The sequence below is a fragment of the Streptomyces sp. NPDC048441 genome (assembly GCF_043200235.1).
In the GTDB taxonomy this organism is placed as follows: Bacteria; Actinomycetota; Actinomycetes; order Streptomycetales; family Streptomycetaceae; genus Streptomyces.
The window spans coordinates 179,563-197,346 of record NZ_JBICXM010000013.1 but is presented as its reverse complement, the minus strand read 5'-3'; the positions used below and the strand labels follow the sequence as shown (position 1 = coordinate 197,346).

General features: G+C 67.8%; 16 protein-coding genes, 1 pseudogene and 1 riboswitch. Of the genes and pseudogenes, 9 read left to right on the top strand and 8 right to left on the bottom strand.

The features are described 5' to 3' along the window. Window positions 1–64: 64 nt before the first annotated feature. Complete coding sequence (locus tag ACGFSB_RS29140; RefSeq protein WP_393405348.1) at window positions 65–1,213, bottom strand: serine hydrolase domain-containing protein; 1,149 nt, start codon at window positions 1,211–1,213, stop codon at window positions 65–67. 916 nt (window positions 1,214–2,129) lie between these two features. Between ACGFSB_RS29140 and ACGFSB_RS29135 the strand changes: the two are divergent. Further along, window positions 2,130–2,261: pseudogene (locus ACGFSB_RS29135) on the top strand (VOC family protein); the annotation flags it as partial. A gap of 176 nt (window positions 2,262–2,437) precedes the next feature. Here the strand turns inward: ACGFSB_RS29135 and ACGFSB_RS29130 are convergent. The 3 genes from ACGFSB_RS29130 to ACGFSB_RS29120 form a co-directional block, all read right to left on the bottom strand. Beyond that, window positions 2,438–3,136, bottom strand: coding sequence for a hypothetical protein (locus tag ACGFSB_RS29130; protein WP_393405346.1), 699 nt, complete (start codon window positions 3,134–3,136; stop codon window positions 2,438–2,440). A 777-nt stretch (window positions 3,137–3,913) separates the two neighbouring features. After that, window positions 3,914–4,375 carry a nitroreductase family deazaflavin-dependent oxidoreductase gene (locus ACGFSB_RS29125; protein WP_393405446.1) on the bottom strand — a complete coding sequence of 154 codons (462 nt, stop codon included), beginning with the start codon at window positions 4,373–4,375 and terminating at the stop codon, window positions 3,914–3,916. 408 nt (window positions 4,376–4,783) lie between these two features. After that, the gene (locus ACGFSB_RS29120; protein ID WP_393405444.1) at window positions 4,784–4,933 is read right to left on the bottom strand and encodes a zinc-binding dehydrogenase; all 150 of its coding nucleotides are present in this window, start codon (window positions 4,931–4,933) and stop codon (window positions 4,784–4,786) included. Between the two features lie 248 nt (window positions 4,934–5,181). On the opposite strand from ACGFSB_RS29120, the gene ACGFSB_RS29115 reads away from it, so the two are divergent. Together ACGFSB_RS29115 and ACGFSB_RS29110 are read left to right on the top strand one after the other, a co-directional pair. After that, on the top strand, window positions 5,182–5,388 hold the full coding sequence (locus ACGFSB_RS29115; protein ID WP_393405344.1) for a hypothetical protein: 207 nt from the start codon (window positions 5,182–5,184) through the stop codon (window positions 5,386–5,388). Beyond that, entirely contained in the window at window positions 5,385–6,593 is a 1,209-nt protein-coding gene (locus ACGFSB_RS29110; RefSeq protein WP_393405342.1) for a protein kinase, read from the top strand. The genes ACGFSB_RS29115 and ACGFSB_RS29110 overlap by 4 nt, the downstream gene beginning before the upstream one ends. 31 nt (window positions 6,594–6,624) lie before the next feature. Here the strand turns inward: ACGFSB_RS29110 and ACGFSB_RS29105 are convergent, their stop codons facing one another. From ACGFSB_RS29105 to ACGFSB_RS29090, 4 genes are all read right to left on the bottom strand, one after another. Beyond that, complete coding sequence (locus ACGFSB_RS29105) at window positions 6,625–7,410, bottom strand: GNAT family N-acetyltransferase (protein ID WP_393405340.1); 786 nt, start codon at window positions 7,408–7,410, stop codon at window positions 6,625–6,627. An 81-nt stretch (window positions 7,411–7,491) separates the two neighbouring features. After that, window positions 7,492–8,559: a MerR family transcriptional regulator gene (locus tag ACGFSB_RS29100; protein ID WP_393405338.1), complete on the bottom strand. Its 1,068-nt coding sequence runs from the start codon at window positions 8,557–8,559 to the stop codon at window positions 7,492–7,494. A gap of 98 nt (window positions 8,560–8,657) precedes the next feature. Beyond that, window positions 8,658–9,839, bottom strand: a complete 1,182-nt coding sequence (locus ACGFSB_RS29095; protein WP_393405336.1) for an acyl-CoA dehydrogenase family protein — start codon at window positions 9,837–9,839, stop codon at window positions 8,658–8,660. 316 nt (window positions 9,840–10,155) lie between these two features. Next, a complete protein-coding gene (locus ACGFSB_RS29090) occupies window positions 10,156–10,779 on the bottom strand; it encodes a TetR/AcrR family transcriptional regulator (RefSeq protein ID WP_393405334.1) in 624 nt (207 codons plus the stop codon). A 139-nt stretch (window positions 10,780–10,918) separates the two neighbouring features. Here ACGFSB_RS29090 and ACGFSB_RS29085 point away from each other — a divergent pair, with 139 nt between their 5' ends. The 6 genes from ACGFSB_RS29085 (at window position 10,919) to ACGFSB_RS29060 (ending at window position 17,777) form a co-directional block, all read left to right on the top strand. Continuing rightward, entirely contained in the window at window positions 10,919–11,965 is a 1,047-nt protein-coding gene (locus ACGFSB_RS29085) for an aldo/keto reductase (protein WP_393405332.1), read from the top strand. Window positions 11,966–12,276: 311 nt separating this feature from the next. After that, entirely contained in the window at window positions 12,277–13,089 is an 813-nt protein-coding gene (locus ACGFSB_RS29080; RefSeq protein ID WP_393405330.1) for an SAM-dependent methyltransferase, read from the top strand. 200 nt (window positions 13,090–13,289) lie between these two features. Next, window positions 13,290–14,387: a hypothetical protein gene (locus ACGFSB_RS29075; RefSeq protein ID WP_393405328.1), complete on the top strand. Its 1,098-nt coding sequence runs from the start codon at window positions 13,290–13,292 to the stop codon at window positions 14,385–14,387. A 497-nt stretch (window positions 14,388–14,884) separates the two neighbouring features. Continuing rightward, a riboswitch (cyclic di-AMP (ydaO/yuaA leader) is annotated at window positions 14,885–15,079 on the top strand. Window positions 15,080–15,083: 4 nt separating this feature from the next. Further along, window positions 15,084–15,851 (top strand): transglycosylase SLT domain-containing protein, encoded by a 768-nt coding sequence (locus tag ACGFSB_RS29070; protein WP_393405326.1) that lies wholly within the window; start codon window positions 15,084–15,086, stop codon window positions 15,849–15,851. Window positions 15,852–16,329: 478 nt separating this feature from the next. Continuing rightward, complete coding sequence (locus ACGFSB_RS29065; RefSeq protein ID WP_393405324.1) at window positions 16,330–16,575, top strand: BatC protein; 246 nt, start codon at window positions 16,330–16,332, stop codon at window positions 16,573–16,575. Beyond that, on the top strand, window positions 16,572–17,777 hold the full coding sequence (locus ACGFSB_RS29060; protein ID WP_393405322.1) for a cupin domain-containing protein: 1,206 nt from the start codon (window positions 16,572–16,574) through the stop codon (window positions 17,775–17,777). Before ACGFSB_RS29065 ends, ACGFSB_RS29060 begins: the two co-directional genes overlap by 4 nt. The last annotated feature ends 7 nt before the right edge of the window (window positions 17,778–17,784 follow it).

The window sequence follows — 17,784 nt, the reverse complement described above, 5'->3', positions numbered from 1 at the left end:
GATATGCGGCGGTACGGACATTACGCACGAATGAACTGCGTGCTTCGTGTCCGGGTCGGTGCGTCTACTCGCCGCAGAACTCCGCCTCGAACACCTCGTAGTCACCCCCCGACCAGTCGCCGTTGAAGTTGAAGGCGAGCGAATGACGGCCGTCCGCCGTGGTCCAGGCATTGGAGGACGAGCCGGGGAGGCCACCGTCGTGGCCCCAGACGTGGACCCCGCAGCTGAGCTCGCGGTCGATCAGGCCGAGGCCGTAACCGCCGTTCGGGACGTCCTCGGCCGGGACCGTCGTCTTCATCTCCTTCAGCTGCTGCGGCGGGAGCAGTCTGCCCCGCAGCAGGGCCGCGTAGAAGCGGTCCAGGTCGGCCGAGTCGGAGATCATCTCGCCCGCGCCGTAGACCAGCGCCGGGTTCATCTTCGTGACGTCGTACGTCGGTCCCGCCGCCGTTTCCGCCAGCTTGGAGTACGCCCGGCTGCTGGGCTGCGGGAGGGTGACCCGGGTGCCCGGCACCGAGGTGGCGTGCAGGCCCAGGGGCTCGATCACCCGGGAGCGGATCTCCTCGCCGTACGGCCGCCCGGTGGCCTTCTCGATCACCCGCGCGGCCAGGGTGTAGTTCGTGTTCGAGTACGAGTTCGACGTGCCCGGCGCGAACACGGGTTTGTGGGACATGGCGATGGCGACGAGGTCCTCGGGCGTCTTCTGGTCGTAACGGTGCTTGAAGAAGCCGTCCTTGAGGAGGTACGTCCGCACGAACGTCTCGTCCTGGGTGTAGTCGAAGACGCCGCTCGTGTGGTTGAGGAGCTGACGGACGGTGATCCGGCCGCCGTCGTGGCCGTTGCCGTGGACAAGGCCCGGCAGCCACTTCTCCACCGTGTCGTCGAGCGACAGCCGTCCCTCCGCCTCCAGCTGGAGCAGCACGGTGGCGACGAAGGTCTTGGTGATGCTGCCGGCGCGGTAGCGGTCGCGGGACGAACGCGGCTCGCCCGTCTTGAGGTTGCCGACACCGGCGGTCATGGACCAGGTGTTCCGGCCGTCCTTCGCCGTCAGCGTCACCCCGGGCACGCCGTTCTTCACCGCGGCCCGGACGGCCTGCCGGGTCGCGTCGTGATCGCCTCCGGCTCCAGTGTGCTGCTGCGCCGCCAACGCCGGGGCGGTCAGGGCTGCCGTCAGCGCAAGCGCCGTCACCGCCACCGCGGTTGTACGTACGGTCATGTCTTCCCCCAGTCTGGGCACGCTCGCCGATGAGTCGGAGAGCGTGGTCGGCGGGAGAGACTCGGGCCGCGGGCCGAAGGTTGTGGCGGAGCAAGAGGGCTGAACGGATTTCAGCCGTTCTTCAGCACCGGCCCCGCGTCAGCCCTTCGTCAGCACCACCTCCGTGTTCCGGTCCCTTGAGCCCCGCCAAATGCGTGCTCGATCCGGGGGCGTTGTAGGCCAGCTCGCGGTAGAGGGCCGCGAGGCCTGTCTGGGGAAGGTCGGTGAAGTCTGTGCAGTGCGGGGCCGCGGACTCGAGGGGTAGCTCCGGTCACTCCCCTGTTCCAGCGGAACCCGCGTACCGGCGGCACATCCTCGAACCTGACGCTTGATCCGGCGTCCAATTATGTGATGCGGCAGCACTATCCGCCGTCGAATAAGTACACGTCAAAGGCGCTAAGCGCTAGATCGCCGTACGCGTGTAACGGGTCCCCCCACCGTCTCCCCAGACAGCCCGGCCTCAGCGGCCGCTCAACCTTCCCTACGTTCTTCCACGGGACCGGGCGAGTCTGTCAAACGACACGAGCGGTGTAACTGGGGTTGTTGGGGTTACTGACGGTCCCGGCACCGACCTGCGGCCCCATTTCAGCACCCTCGACGACGCCCACCACATGGCCGCCCCCGCCCCGTCCGGGGCCGGCATCGCACGGGCGCTCCACCGCGCTCTGGGCGACGCGGCGGCCGGTCCGCGGACGTCGTCCACGTCAACGCGCACGCGACCGCCACAGTCGAGGGCGATGCGGCAGAAGCGGCGGCGCTGCACACGGTGTTCGGCACGGACGGCGCGGTCCCGGTGACCGCGCCGAAGGGCGCCCTGGGCCACCTGCAGGGTGACTCAGCACTTGTCGTTGCACAGCGGGTGCATAGGATCGCCGGCATGGCACTGCGACCTGTTCAGGTGAACATAAAGGCTCTTGATCACTCGGCGGTCGGCCGGTTCTGAGCGGAGGCGCTCGGCTGGAGTGCCTACAGCCCCGGCGTGACCACCTACGTGGGACCCGTCGGTGGCCCCACCGAGTTGAGCTCCACCGGTGCGAGCACGTACAACTGTCTCCCAAATGGTCTTGGGTACGACCAGTGCGGCACCTGCACCGCTCCCCCGACGGGCGGTCCCACCTCGCGCGATCGATTGAGCAAAGCCCCAGTTCATCCTGTCCTTCCAAAGGAGCTACGCCCAAAGGCTCCTCAGTCGCCGAACAGGCCGCCAAGCCTCTGAGCCTGGGCCACCAGGTCCGCGATCAGCCCCGCGTCCCCTGCGCCATTGCCCTGTTCGGGGATCCAGTGCACTCGTGAGCCCGGTGTGAGCTGCAGCAACGTCTGCCCGCGAGGTACCACGGCATGGCAATTGTCACGCAGGTCTCCGCAGATCCACAGCACGCCGTATCCGTCTGTCATCCGCCGCCACGCGGCTGTCGGCAGATACCCAAGGAAACCGGCCGCGACCACGCCCTGAGGGTCAAGAAGGTCCAGCCGGACGGGGACGAAGGAGCCGCCCACCTGTTGCCTGATCCACCGCTGTTGAAGCGGCGGCATGGCCCTGACGGTGACCTCCTGCCCCCGTACGGGCCACGTCTGCCAAGGCTGCTCGCGCAGCGACCGCGCCAGCTCCGCGTAGGCGCGGTGCCCCTCCCGTCGGATGCGCACGAACAGGATGCCCGCGATCACGGGCATGGCAAGGATCCCCCACGCCCAGACCGGCGGAGCGTCACCGCCCGCGAAGAACGCAACGACGAGCAGAGCCATCGCACCTCCGCCGACCACTCCGGTGCGGCCGACGGCGCGATCAGCCCCTTGTATCCGGTCCCGCAGCTTCGCCTCGGCCCATGGGGTGACCTCCGCGGCCGGACGCTCCGACACGCTGTACCCGAACCGCTGCGCAAGCATGGCCAGCTCCCCTGTAGGCACAACACGGAAACCTCACATCATAGAGAGGCAAGGTCAATTGAGTCCACTATCCGCTCAAGTCCACGGACGGGAATGCGCGCAAATCGATGGCGGACCACAGTGGTCTGCCAACGAGGCGAAGATCCCGACTTCGGGACCGTGGCACAGGTATGACGAGATCATCTCCGGCAGTAAATGCCGCAGCACTCACCAGGGCGACAACTGGCCCTCTTTCGCCCTGAGTTGGCCCAGCAGGCAGCAGACTACGCACTGAGCCTTTTCCGACCTTTTGCTGATGCGTCGTGAAGGACCAGGACGGTCTTCACGGCCCTGGTGATCCGGGTGATGCTGCAGCGCAGCTTGCGGAGCAGGCGCCAGCCTATGAGCGCGGCCATGGCCTGCTCGTCCGCTCCCGACGCGTGCGGGGTCGGGCGTCAGGTCGTGGGTTGAACGGGTTAATGCCAGCGAGGCCGCACGTCGAAGATCACCCAGCTGGTGACCTTCTCGCCCGGCGAGACGTTCAGGGTGGAGGTCGAAGGAACCGCCGATGGTGGGGATGCCGGGCGTGAACTGCGCTGCGACGAGGCGGTGCCCTGGGGAACGTCCAAGTCCTCGCCGGTCCGTTTGGCTGCCCGTTCTAGGCCTCGCCCGCCCTGCCCGGCTCGACCCACGATCTGACCGCCGCCCGGCACCACGTATCGTCAAGGAAGGGGCCGCCCGAGAGCAGACAGGCCAGGGACCGTGCGAGCCGTGTGCTCCCCGGTTGTCCGCGTTCGTTCAGTGATCGGGATGCGACACGGCCAAGGGTTCCAGCACGAAGACGGGGATCACGCGGTCGGCCTTCTCCTGGTATTCGGCGTACGGCGGATATGCGGCGACCGCGCGTTCCCACCACTCGGCCTTCTCGTCTCCGCTGACCTCACGGGCAGTCATGCCCTGGCGTACGGACTCATCCTGGAGCTCCACGTGCGGGTCGGACTTGACGTTGAAATACCAGACCGGGTGACGCGGGAAGCCGCCCTTCGAGGCCACGGCCGCGTACCGCCCCTCGTGTTCCACGCGCATCAGCGGGATCTTGCGGATCTTGCCGCTCTTCACGCCGCGCGTCGTGAGGATGACGACGGGCAGGCCCGTGTCCCAGAGCGTCGTCCCCTGCGTGCCGTCCGAACTCTCATACAGCTCGACCTGTTCGCGCACCCACTGCGCCGGACTCGGCTCGTACTCGCCCTCAAGCGGCATCACGTTCACCTCGTCGTCGCGTACGGACTGTGTTGCGCAGTTCAACACAGGTCTTTCGCGGAGGGGACCCCGTCGCTCCAGCTCCACCGCAACTCCTTCGCCCCAATGAGACAGCAGACTGCCACACCGCGGGACTCCAGGAGGCCCCGCCGCCACTTCGCATCGTGGAACGCGGATAGGAGATCGGGGACTTGACGGGTAGTCACGGCTCGCGCAATCGTTGGTCGGACGGACCCGTCCTCCCGTTCAGTGCGCGACCAAGTGTCGCTGCCGAGCCGCTTCTCCGATACGGCTGATCCCCCCTGGTGGGTGAGGTGACGACAGGACGATCCACCGCGCGCGGAGAGTCCCGGCTACAGGGGGCGTGCTGGCCTTGTGCGCTCCATATCCTCGTCAGACCGGTGCCACTTAGCCCTGGCCTCCGACGGTGAGCACCAGCTTGCCGGTGGTGGAGCCGGACTCGATGCGGCGGTGTGCTTCGGCGGCTTGGTCCAGCGGGAGGGCTTCGACCTGTACCTTCGTCTGGCCCTCGGCTGCTGCCGCGCGGTCACCGTGCAGGGCACGGGCAAGGACAGCATCGTCCTGCGGGCCATGAACGTCCGAGTGCAGAGCACCGGCGCGCCGCTCGCCTGGAACAACTTCAAGATGGGGACCCGCTGCGGCGACAAGGTGTATGCCAAGGCCTTCACCGTCGACCTCGACGACGCGACGCCACGCGCCACACGGGCCAGCCCGACTTCCCGTACAAAGTCAGCGAGAACGACCCCCAGGTCTTCTACATCACGGCCAACACCGAACTGCACGATGTGCGTTGGTACCTGGAACTGGAGTGGTCCAGCGGCAGACGGCACGACGTGCTGCGCGTCGACGATCAGGGCAAGCCGTTCCGCACCAGCGGCAAGGAGGGACGTCCCTTGTACAGCTGGTCGGGTTCCGACGAGTGGGAACGTGAGGGACTGGACGGTCGCCGTACCCTTGACATCTCCAAAGTGCCGACGGAGGACGACAGTTGAAACCAGAGGATCTGATCGCGGGTCGGTACGAGCTGGTCGAGAAGCTCGGGCGGGGAGGAATGGGCGAGGTGTGGGCGGCACGGGACCGTAGTCTCCGCCGTGACGTCGCCCTCAAGCTGCTCGACCTCGGTGGGGGTGTTCACCCGGACCTGCCTCAGCGGTTCGAACGCGAGGCGGTGGCCGCCGCACAGATCAACCACCCGAACGTGGCTGCCCTCTACGACCGGGGCGTCCACGAGGACATGCTGTTTCTGGTCATGGAGAAGGTCGAGGGCGCGACGCTCGCCGATCATCTCCACGGCGAGAACTCCATGACTCTGGCCCGCGCCTTGGAGATAACCGGCGAGATCTGTAGGGCGCTGGTCGCCGCGCACCGGGCCCAGGTCATCCACTACGACATCAAGCCCCACAACATCATGATCACCCCGGACGGGCAGGTGAAGGTCGTTGATTTCGGGATCGCGGGGTTCGTCCAGACCGCGTTCACCCTGGCGCGCTCCTCCCAACTGCAACCCGCCGGCACCGTGGAGTACGGCGCGCCGGAGCAGTTCCTCGCCGAGCGCGGGGATGAACGCTCCGACCTGTACGCACTCGGCGGGGTGCTGTTCGCCTTGCTCGCCGGTCGGGCTCCCTTCACGGGGCACAACTGGCTCGCGGTCATCCGGCGCAAAGCTGAGGAAGAAGCCCCACGCCTGGACGTGCTCCGTCCTGACCTGCTGCCCGAAGTGACCGCGCTCGTCGCCGAGCTCTTGCGGCGTGATCCCGGACAGCGGCCCCGGTCGGCGCGGCAGGTCCACGACCGTCTCCAACAGCTGCGGGCGGCGGCCCTCGACCCGAAGGATGCGGGCAGGCTGACTCCGCCGGCGACCACGGTGGCACCGCCGGATTCCGTGAGTCCCCAGGCTGCGCCCAGGATCCACGTAGCCCACGCGGCGCGTCGAGAGACGTCGCTGGACAGCGGAAACTACCGGTACCACCGAATCCGCGTCTTCCTCGAAGGGGATGACGACGGCGATCTCGATCGCGTCACCAAGGTCGTCTACCACCTTCATCCGACCTTCCCCGAGCCAGATCGTGTCGTCACGGACCGGACGACGGAGTTCGAACTCAAGATGTCGGCATGGGGGGAATTCGCGCTGACGGCCGATGTCCATGTAGAAGGCCGACAGACACCTTTGAGGCTTGAGAGATACCTCAACTTCTGACAACTCGGTGCGCTGCTGAGCCTGGCTCAGCTCAGGGCGACCAGACATACGGTGTCGTCGTGGTGACCGCGTGCAGGCCGAGGCGGGTGAGGATCGGGGCGCTGTCGGCTGAGGCGTCGACGTAGACGTAGGGGACGTCGCGGGCAGCAGCAAGTTGGGCTCGCTGGGCGACCATGGCCCGGTAGATGCCCTGTCCACGCCATTCCTTGCGCGTTGAGCCGCCCCAGAGCCCGCCGAAGTCGACGCCGTCCTTGAACACCAGCCAGGCCGCGCAGACGACTTCGGTGCGTGCCTCGGCGACGAGGACGACGGTGTTCTCTGGGGCGTTCTCGATCCTGGCTGCCAGGTCGCCGGCGAGCCAATCCCTATTCTCGCCCCAGACGGTGCTTTCCATCGCGGCGATGCGCTGGAGGTCTGACCCGGCGGTGACACGGCGGAGGGTCACGCCGTCGGGCAGGACGGGGTCTGCGGCAAGGTCTACGGACTGCCCGATGAGCACCGTCTCGCTGTCCTCGGCGATGAAGCCGGCCGCCGTGAGTCGGTCAGCGAGGTCCGCGGGGAGATCATGAGCCCGGGTCTTCCATTCGACTGCCTCACCACGGGCAGCGTAGAAGTCACGCTGCCTCGCTATGAGCGTGTCGAGTTCGGCCCCGCACACACCGAGGTCGCGTGGACCTGTGACGAAGCCACGGTGCCAACCGACGACACGGGTCAACGGGCCGTCCTTCTCGATGCGGGCGCTGCCGCCAGACGGGGTGACACCACGGAGTTGGGCGTCATACGCGGTGCGGAGTTCGTAGATCAGGGAGTCCTTCACTCGAACACCGTACGGACAGGGTCAACTGATTAACCGCCGGTCGAAACCGCGCGAACATCAAGGTGCGGGGTGAACACAGAGTCAGTCCTCCAAGCGGACCGGCATCAGCATCGAGAAGGTGTTCTCGTCGTCGGGGCGGCGGACCGCGATCGGCGTTGTGGGGGTGCCGATCTCCAGAATCAGTCGGTCCCGGGCCCCGGCGGTCAGCGCGTCCAGCAGGAACTCACGGTTGACGGCGACGCAGTTGGGGTCTTCGGCGCCCTCAGTGCAGAGGGTCACCGTCCCGCCGTCCTCCACCCTGAGCACGCTGAGGTCGTGCGCTCCGGATTCTCCGGAACGGACAGGACCGGCCGTCAAGGCCTTCCGGAAGGCCGCCGCCTCGACGACGGTGCGGCGCCCTGGGGCCCGGGGAAGCAGACGCCGGTAGTCGGGGAAGTCGTGGTCGAGGCACTGACCGGCTGTCTGCCTGTCCCCCGCCTCCAGTGCCACGCGGTCACCGTCGACAGCGAGCCGCACGGGCCCGTTGCCGTCCAATAGCGCCCGCATCGCGTCGGCGAGCGGGGTGGGCACGATGACCTGCACGCGGCTCCCCTCGTGCCCGGCGATACCGGCCTGTGCGACAGCCATTCGATACCGGTCGGTGGTCACGACGTGGAGATGCTCGCCCTCCATGTCGAACAGGACCCCGCCGAGCATCGGCAGCTCCGGGTCGGTGCTCGCCGCGAAACGAACCGTGTCCAGCGCGGCTGCCAGCTCCGGCGCGGCGACGGACAGCCGGACGGTGGCGCTGCGGAGCGAAGTCATGACATTCTCCCTGCGATCGAGTAGTGCTCGGAGTGCGGAGAACTCGCTGCGGGCATCGGACAAACCCCGTTCGAGGCGACGCAGGTGCGCCTTCAGCAGCTTCCGGACCAGATCGGTGTCCGCGCCGGACCAGCTGGCCAGCACCAGCCGGACGTCCGCCAGCGGCATCCCGGCCCGGCGCAAGCGGGCCAGCAGCCGGGCCTCTTCGAGCTGCTCAGGTTCGTACCAGCGGTATCCGCTCACCGGATCCACCCAGGCGGGTACCAGCACACCGGCGCGGTCGTAGAACCGCAGGGCGCTCACACCCAGGCCGCTGTCGCGGGCCATCTCGCCAATGCTGCGCATGTCGTTCTCCACACCCAGCACTCTGGGCCCTGCACAAGGTCGAGGGTCAACCCGACTCCTGGTGGCGGCGCCGCCAGTCGGACCATGGTCAGGTCAGGTCAGGTCAGGTCGAGGAAACTCCACCGGGCGTCCGGCTGGGCGGCACCGCTCAGCCACTTGCCGCAGTTCTGGAGCACGACCGGGCTCGACGTCATGTGCTGCGCGCCCGTCCCGAGGTCGCGCAGGAAGCGGTCGACCGGACCGCGGCGGATCGCCGCCGAGCCGGCCCAACGGTGTACGGTGCGGCCCACCTCGTACACGGTCGAGGTTGTGTGGTTCAGGACGAGACGGATCAGGGTGTCCTGCCCCGTGCTCGGCAACTCGCCCTGGTCCAGGGTCTGTTCGACGCCCTGCCAGACATCGTTCACCCAGGCACGGGCTGCCCGAAGCCTGGCCTCCGCCGTCGCGTACTCGGCGTGGAACTGGGAGGTGTCGACCGCGGCGCCTCGCGAACCAGTCCGCGCCGCGGCGACCCCCTTCAGCTCGTCCAGGAGCCGCCGGCCGACGCCGAGGGCCCAGCCCGTGTGCCCGATCGCTGACATGTTGACCAGGCCGAGGCGGTAGACGGCGCCGCCGTTGACCGGGGTGTCCGTGGTCGCGACGTACGTGTACTCGTACGGTACGTACACATCGGTGCAGTGGTAGTCGATGCTGTGTGTCGCGCGCAGCCCGAGCACGTCCCAGTTGCCGTCCAGGGTCACCTGCGACTTCGGCATCGCGAGGACCCGCAGCTCGCCGGTGCCCTCGACCTGGATCGCGCTGTGGATGTGGGTGGCGTGCGCCATCCCGGAGGCGAACTGCCACTGGCCGCTGACCCGGTAGCCGCCCTCCACGGGGACGGCCCGGCCGGGGCGTGTGCCGTGCCCGGAGAGCAGCGCGTACTTCCCGTTCGGCACGTCGGGGAACAGTTCGGCCGCCGCGTCCCCAGCGAGATACGCCGCGGTCGTCCCGGTCATCAGCTGCAGCGCGAACATGGTCCACCCGGCCGCGGCGTCGTGGTAGCTCGCCCGCTCCGCCGTCTCGATCAACTGCCGCGGCGCGAACTCGTATCCGCCAAGGCTCAGCGGGAGTTCGGCGCGTACGATCCCCGTGTCCAGCAGTGACCGCGCCGTGTCCTCCGGAAGTCTCCCCAACTCCTCGGCAGCATTAGCCCGTTCATCGAGCATCCCGCCCAGCGAGTCGATCCGCTCCACCACCCCCGCCAGTTCCGCACTGACATGCAGCCGGCCCTTGCCCCCCATGAAATTCCTCTCCTCGTGGTCTGTTTCCCGATCGTCTCACGCACCCGCCCGGCGGCGGTCCAGAGGCTCCAACCAGACGCAACCGTCGGGGACATGGACGTCGAGGCGGCCGGTTCTTGGAAGACTGTCGGCGGTACGGCGGACTACTGAGGGTGCCACCACGAGGGCTGGCCCGATGTCGCCCAGGGCACCAACTGACCTGCGATTGGGCGGTCGTTGACGGTCGTCATCTGTCGTCGCTGGTCAGCGTCGGATGACCCACGGACGGGCCCGGTTCAGGCCCGGATGAATGTCAGGCCCTAGAGCAGGCCTGTCTTCAAATCCCCTCTTGCCTCGCGAGTCCGGCCGAGCCCCCGGCACCGTGCAGCAGGGTGTCCACGACGCGGGTCGCGAGCGCGTCCGCGTCCCCGTCTCCCGCTCCCTCCTTGGCCGCCTCGTGGATGAGGGCGTAGTAGACGCGCCGGGTCCAGTCGAGGTCGATGTCGGGGCGGAGTACGCCCGCCTCCTGGGCGCGGCGGAAAAGCCGGATGCAGGTGGCCCGGACCTCGGCGTGGATGCGGGCCGCCTCGGGGTGGGCGTCATCGGCCGCGCGGTTCATGGCGAACGACCAGTCGGTCTTCACGCGGAGGACATTGGTGGTGACCTGGTAGAGGGCGACGAGCGGCGGGGCGGCGTCCGGGCGGGCGGTGCCGACCGCGTCCGCGAACTGACGGGCGGCCCAGCCGGTGAGCTCGTCCAGGAGCGCCTCACGGGTGGCGAACCGGCGGTGGACTGTGGTCCTGGCTACGCCGGCGGCTCGAGCGAGCTGCTCCATGGTCGCCGCCGGGTCAGCGGCCAGGACGCGCTCGGCCGCTTCCAGGATCGTCCGCACGGTCCGTTCGGTGTCGGCCCGGAGGGGCCGTTTCGCCTGCTGTTCTGTCTGCTGCTTCTGCGCCGTCACGCCGACATGCTACATCCACACTCCTTTGAAGCCGCGACTTGCAACATCACTGTCGCATGTCATAGATTCATGGCGTCGGAGAGGTAGCAACTCCGCCGCCCCGTCCGCGGGGAGAGGCGATACCAGGGAGCAGCGAGTGATGCAGCACAGGAAGCTGGGACGTACCGGCATATCGGTCAGCAGGTTCGCGTTGGGCACCCTGCGTCTGGGGGCGTGGGGGAACACGGATCACGACGATGCGGCCCGGCTGATCCACACGGCCCTGGACGCCGGGATCAACCTCATCGACACCGCCGACCAGTACTCGGGCGGCGAGGCCGAGGAGATCGTGGGCAAGGCCATCCGCGACCGCCGCGACGAAGTAGTACTCGCGACCAAGGGGCACTTCCCCATCCGCTTCAAGGACGATGACCCCAACCGGCAGGGAAACTCCCGCCGTTGGCTCACCAAGGCCGTCGACGACAGCCTGCGTCGCCTGGGCACCGACCGCATCGACCTCTACCAGGTGCACCGCCCGGACCCGAGCACAGACATCGACGAGACGCTCTCGGTCCTGTCCGACCTGGTGCGCGCGGGCAAGATCATGGCCATCGGGACCTCGGACTTCCCCGCCGAACAGCTCGTCGAGGCCCAGTGGACCGCCGACCGCCGGGGCCACATCCCCTTCCGCACCGAGCAGCCCCCGTACTCGGTCTTCGTGCGCGGCATTGAAGCGGACGTGCTGCCCACCGCGCAGAAGTACGGGCTCGGCGTGCTGACCTGGAGTCCGCTCAACAGCGGCTGGCTGACCGGGCGGTTCCGCCGCGGTGAGCCGATCGAGATGAACGGGTTCCGGCAGGCGGTCGCCCACAAGTTCAACCTCGACCTGCCGGGCAACCAGCGCAAACTCGAAGCCGTCGAGCTCCTGTCGGCGTTGGCGGACGAAGCGGGAATCTCCCTGACGCACCTGGCGCTCGCCTTCGCGTCGACCCACCCGGGCGTCACCTCAGTGATCCTCGGCGCCCGCACGGTCGAGCAACTCACCGACCAGCTCGCCGCCGCCGAGGTCCGGCTCGACGACGAGATCCTCGACCGTATCGACGAGATCGTCGCCCCCGGTGTGACACTCAACCCCGCGGACATCGACTACAGGCGGCCGGCCCTGACCGACTGCGAGCAACGCCGCAGGCCCGCTCACCACCGCTGACAGCGGTCCGCCTGCGAAGAAGTTCCTGCCGGCAGCAGTGCATGCGGCACGGCTATCTCACCTCGAAGGCGGCCCGCAGGGTGTCGCGTTGGGCGCGCACCTAGTGGATGTCTGCCTCGTACAAGTCGGTATGACCTTCCGCAATGTGTTGCTGGAACGCCTCGTTGCCCTGCGCGGCCGGATTCGAGCGCGGGAAAACCGAATCCCCGGACGCCGTGATCCACGAGCATCACAATGGCAACACCGTCCGTTGCCGCCACGGCGGCAACTAGCCCAGAACACCTCGTGAGTGAGCAAGAAGAGGGAATGACGTGAGTGAGAGCCAAGACCTGTCCGACGTGTCGGGCAGGCTGAACACCGGGGTCGCGCACAACGCACGAGTGTGGAACTACTGGATCGGCGGCAAAGACAACTACGAGATCGACCAGCAGGTCGGTGACCAGGTCGCCACGATGTTCCCAGTCATCCGAGACGTGGCCCGTGCGGACCGCCAGTTCCTTGCCCGCACGGTGCGATTCCTGACCGCCGACTGCGGCGTGCGGCAGTTCCTGGACATCGGCACCGGACTGCCGACCCTGGCCAACACCCACGAGATCGCCCAACGGATCGCACCCGAAGCCCGGATCGTCTATGTCGACAACGACCCCATCGTGCTCGTCCATGCCCGCAGCCTGCTGACCGGTACCCCCCAGGGAGCTACCGATTACATCGACGCCGACATCCAGCACCCGGACAGCGTCATGGAAGGTGCAGCGGCAACCCTCGACCTGGACCGGCCCGTCGCGGTCATGATGCTGGGCATCCTCAACTTCGTCCTCGACACCGGCGAGGCCCAGGAGATCGTGCGCCGGATCATGGCCTCGGTCCCCTCCGGCAGCTACCTCGCCTTGACCCACCCCACCACCGACACCGATCTCGGCGGCGAAGGCAACGTCGAGGCCATGCGGTTCTGGAACGAAAACGCCACCCCGCCGATCACCGCCCGCAGCCGCGCAGAGATCAGCGCGTTCTTCGACGGCCTGGATCTCCTCACCCCCGGCCTCGTGTCATGCGCGCACTGGCGCGCTGAGACCGACTCCGGGCCCACGCTCCCGCAGTTCGGCGCCGTTGCTATGAAACCCTGACCGAAGGCTGGCTCGCCTACATGGCGAAGAGGTCGTACGCACGAAGGTGGAGTCCGCCGAGATGTCCCCGTCGATCTCGGCTACCGCACCTACTGCGGCCTGGACCTGCGGGAATGGTCCCGGCCCCCGGGAACCCCACGTGCCCCGCACGGCGTCTTGGCTACCGTCACCACAGCGCCGCACGGAGGTCAGATCAGGTCATGGCACACGACGGAGACCAGTCGACCGACCGCGCGGCCGATGGCGAGGGCGACGGCGTGGGCGACAACCCCACCGAGCAGCCGGGCGGCGGCATCAGCGGGACGCTCGGCGCCGTCAGGCGCTACCGCCGCGCGCTGTACGGCTTCACCCTCCGCGTGTCCGTCGTGACCGCAGTGCTCGGCTGCGCGATCCTGGCCGGCGGATTCGCGGCGGCATGGGACACCTTCGAGGGCGTCCGGGACTACGCGGACGCCAACATCGCCAACGAGGACTCCTACGTGGCCTACGCGGAGGATGCCATGCCAGAGCTGGCAAGGGTGTTCTTCGTGATGGTGCCGCTGTTGCTCGTTCTGGGGCTCCTCGTCGTTTCCGTCCTGCACACCGCGTACGCCGTCGGCGACTCTCACGCCAGGCACGGCGGCGGACCGCTGGCCACCCGCGAGTTGTGGCGGCGCACACGCGGGCGTTTTCCCGCCGCCCTCGCGGTCAACACGCTGACCGGACTGGCTGTGGGCGCCGTATGGATGGCGGGCCTGGTGCTGTGGGGCATCGTCGAAAGCGGCGAGGTGCCTGGTGTCGAGCCCACGCCCCTGGGCGAAACCGCGACCTGGCAGTACACCCTGGTGGGGTGGGTGCTGCCGATCACCGTGTGGTGTCTGGGCCCGCTGCTGTACGCCCGCCTGGCGCTGGCCACCGCCGAGACGGTGCTGGAACTCCGTTCCCCGTTCGTGGCGTTGTACCGCTCCTGGGTGCTGACCCGCCGCGCACGACGGCGCACCCTCGGCGTGGGCACACTGGTCACGGCGGCAGCCGTGCTCTTCTTCCTGCTGGCCCGGTACGCGGCCGCTCCCCTCGTCCACCTCGCCGGACTCGGAATGCTGTGGCTCAGCAACGACAATGTGTGGATCACCGGCGTGCTGGTGAAGGTGCTGCCCTCAGCCGTGGCCCTTCTCCTGCTGTCCCCGGTGGTCATGCCGCTGGTGTGCGCACTGTTCGCCCGTCTCCACGGAGACCTGCTCGCACGCGAGGAGGCGGCGAGGGGCGCCGGGGTGGTGGGGGCTTCAGCGGCCGGCCGCCCGACCGGCAGGGTCTCGTAACAGAGGCCATTCCCCTTGTCGGTTCCCCGCGTTGGCGACCTCCGCGGAAGGATCGAGGGAGGGGCAGTTGAGTTCCGTCCACGGCGGTCATCAAGTCCTTGGCGTCGCGGCAGCCTGATCCCGGTGAGGATATGTTCCTTTTGGCATGGAAAGCGGCTCTTGTATCGCGTTCACTTTTGCCCGAAAAAGATACTTCTTCACACCATTAATGGCGTATAGAAAGTGCTGTCCCTATTGCGGGGGGCTCTGGCGAAATGGCGTGCTCTGATATGCCGTCGAGTCGCATTCCAGCGCGTATTGCATTCAGTGAATTGAGTCACACCGGCGGCCTCGACCCCGGGATCCACTGAACGCACTTCCGTTCTGTGCAAAGAAAGTTGGGCTTTTCGATCAAAGGATGCGAGTGGTCCTGGTTGCCAGGGACCGGCATCGCACATTCCTTATTCGAATTTGGGTCTTGTTCCATGCGGGCTTTCTCGCCTAACGTCACCGCCAATCCGGATGGAACGCCGAATCCTGCCGCCATCCAGAAACCATCCCACCCACTCACTTACGCACGGCAGGAGCGGGGGACCCAGGTAAGCCGCCGATCCGGATTCCGGAACGGCTCGGGGTGAAGTCGTATTCACAGTGCGACCGGACATCTCCCGTCCGAACCCGACAGCTCACCTCGTAGGCGACGGAGAGGAATTCGCCATGCCCGCAAAGGGAAAGCACCGCCGCCCCAAGTCCAGTTCACTCACCCGGGGCATCGCCGTGGCAGGGACTGGTGGCGCCGTACTCGTTCTCCCGGTGCTCGGCGCAACCGCCGCCGGAGCGGCGCAGCCGGCCGGCACGACCGCCGGGCCCGCCGCGGCCTCGAAGACCTACGTTGTCGTCGCTGGCGACTCGCTCTCCAAGATCGCCCGAGAGCACTCCCTGAGCGGCGGCTGGAAGAAGCTGTACGAGGACAACCGCAGCGCCCTCGGCGCTACCCCGCGGCTGATCCACCCCGGTCTCAAGCTCACCCTCGGCGAGAAGGCCCCGGCCGAGCCCACGAAGAAGTCGGCCGCCCCCAAGGCGTCCGCCGAACGGGCGGACCGCTCCGAGCGCGAGAACACGCTCGCCGCCGAGCCCGCCGCTGCCCCGGCTAAGAAGTCCTACACCAACGACCTCGACGGCTGGATCAACGAGTCGCTCGACATCATGGCCCAGCAGGGCATCCCCGGCTCCTACGAGGGCATCCACCGCAACATCATGCGCGAGTCCTCCGGCAACCCGCTGGCCACCAACAACTGGGACTCCAACGCTGCCGCCGGAACCCCGTCCAAGGGGCTCTTGCAGGTCATCGACCCCACGTTCACCGCCTATCACGTGCCCGGCACGTCGCTCGACGGCTTCGATCCGGTCGCCAACATCACCGCCGCCTGCAACTACGCAGCCGACCGGTACGGCTCGATCGACAACGTGAACGGCCCGTACTAGACCTAGATCTGGACCTAGACCTAGACCGCGTCCCGTCTCGTCTCGTCCGCTGTGAGCCCCGGCATTCCATGTGTCCGGGGCTCAGGCCTGTCTGAGGCCACGCACCGCTCTCCGCGAATTTGCTCGCCGACTGCCTGAGATCACCCTCCCTCAAGAGAATCCGTCAGCCGCTCATGCAGTGACGTGCCGTCATATAGCGCCCCCGCACATGGACAACTCCATGCGCAATTCCGCTATTTTCTCTGCCCGTTGCGTACGCTCCCTCTCAACTCCCTTACAGAAGCGCGCCGAGCCGACACGGCCTGCGAGTTTCCTGATCTCAGCGGATTGCGCCGGGGAGGGGATGAGATTGAGGCCGACTGGGCCACCCGTGAACCCTTCCGGTTGCCGACCAGAATCGCGTGAGCGAGTTTGGTGGAAGCAGAGAGGGCCCTGGAGGGGGGTGCGTCCGATCGCAGCCGTTCGATTCTCAGGAGGAATGGTGACCAACCCCCAGCAGGACCCGAATCAGCACGAAGGCCCCGCAGACGGCGGAGCGGCAGGCACACCCGGCGTCCACGACGGCGGCGCAGACGGAGGAGCCGACGGCCCCGCAGACGGCGGCGCAGCAGGCACACCCGGCGTCCACGACGGCGGCGCGGACGGAGGAGCCGACGGCGGCGCAGACGACGGAGCAGATGGCGGCGCAGACGGCGGAGCCGACAACTCCGGCAGCGGCTCTTGAGTCTCTTCTCGACCGAGCTTCAGGACACCGACGCCACAGCAGGCGTCGGTGTTCTGGAGACACGGCTGACCAGCCTGAGCCGAGAGCAGTTCGCCCGCGACGTCTGGGCGCGCAAGGCGCTGCTCACACGCGGCGCCAGCGACTTCTGTGACCTGTTCTCCGCCGAGGCCGTGGACGAGCTGATCTCGCGCCGGGGACTGCGTACGCCCTTCCTCCGCGTTGCCAAGGACGGCTCCACGCTCCCCGAGTCATCCTTCACCTCGCCCGGCGGTGTCGGCGCCACCATCGCCGACCAGCTTGACGACACCGCCCTGTGGCGCGGGTTCGCCGATGGCGCCACACTCGTACTGCAAGCTCTGCAGCGCACGTGGGAGCCGGTCGCGGACTTCAGCGCCCGGCTGAGCGGGGAGCTGGGGCATCCGGTGCAGGCCAATGCCTACGTCACTCCGCCGCAGAACCGCGGGTTCGACGACCACTATGACGTCCACGATGTCTTCGTCCTTCAGATCGACGGCGCCAAGCGCTGGCTCGTCCACGAGCCCGTTCATCCCGACCCGCTGCGCGATCAGCCCTGGACGGATCGCCGCTCCGCCGTCGCCGAGGCCGCGAAGGACAAGGCTTACATCGACACGGTTCTCCAGCCGGGTGATGTCCTCTACCTGCCGCGGGGCTGGCTGCACGCCGCCCAGGCGCAAGGCGAGGTCTCGATCCACCTGACGTTCGGAATCCACAGCTGGACGCGTTACGCACTGGCCGAGCAGCTCGCCAAGGCCGCACTCACAGCGCTGCGCGACGATCCCCTGATGCGCGGCACGCTGCCTCTGGGCGTGGACGGGCCGGACGGCGAGATCGGCATCGTCCGTGAACGCCTCGTCGCCGCCATCGCACAGTCCGATCCCGCTCCGCTGTTCCACCGCACCCGGCGAAGCCAGCAACGCCCCGCGCCGATGGGCCCATTGGCCCAGCTAGCGGCAGTCGACGGCCTCGGCTCCGACTCGCCGGTGAGGCTCCGTGAAGCGCTGGAAGCGCGCCTGGAGGGTCCACGGCTGGCCACGCGCGTGGGCTGGCTCGACTTCCCGGAGGCTGATCTGCCGTCGGTAGCCCGTATGCTCGACGGCGAGGTCCGCACCGCCGGTGATCTCGGCGTCGACCTCGTCGGGAGACTGCTGCGCGCGGGTGTACTGGTGCCGGCCGAACAGTGACGTGGTC